General features: G+C 67.8%; 1 protein-coding gene. It reads right to left on the bottom strand.

Annotated elements, in window-relative coordinates; genetic code table 11:
• Positions 1 to 255 (bottom strand): TetR-type transcription factor C-terminal domain-containing protein (locus tag QSK17_RS35985; protein ID WP_502889363.1); only part of this gene is annotated, 255 nt, incomplete at both ends.

Raw genomic sequence — 255 nt, 5'->3', positions numbered from 1 at the left:
ATCTGGCGCTGAGGCCGTGGCGGATGAGTGACTGGGCGTTGCGGACGACGGCGTCGAAGGTGTCGCGTTTGGGGTTCCACCATTCGGCGGCCCAGTTGAGGGCGCCGAGGATGAGGAGGTGGGCGACCCGTGGGTCGAGGCCGGGGCGGAGTTCGCCGGCCTTGTCGAGGTCGCGGAGGAGGTTTCGCCAGAGTTTGCCGTATTCGGCTTCTTCGGCGAGTTGGCGGGTGTGGAGGTGTTCGGGGATCTGGCCGG

It is taken from the genome of Microtetraspora sp. NBRC 16547, assembly GCF_030268965.1.
Taxonomy (GTDB): Bacteria; Actinomycetota; Actinomycetes; order Streptosporangiales; family Streptosporangiaceae; genus Microtetraspora.
Note: the sequence above shows the minus strand (reverse complement) of the source record. Positions and strands in the feature narration are given on the sequence as shown.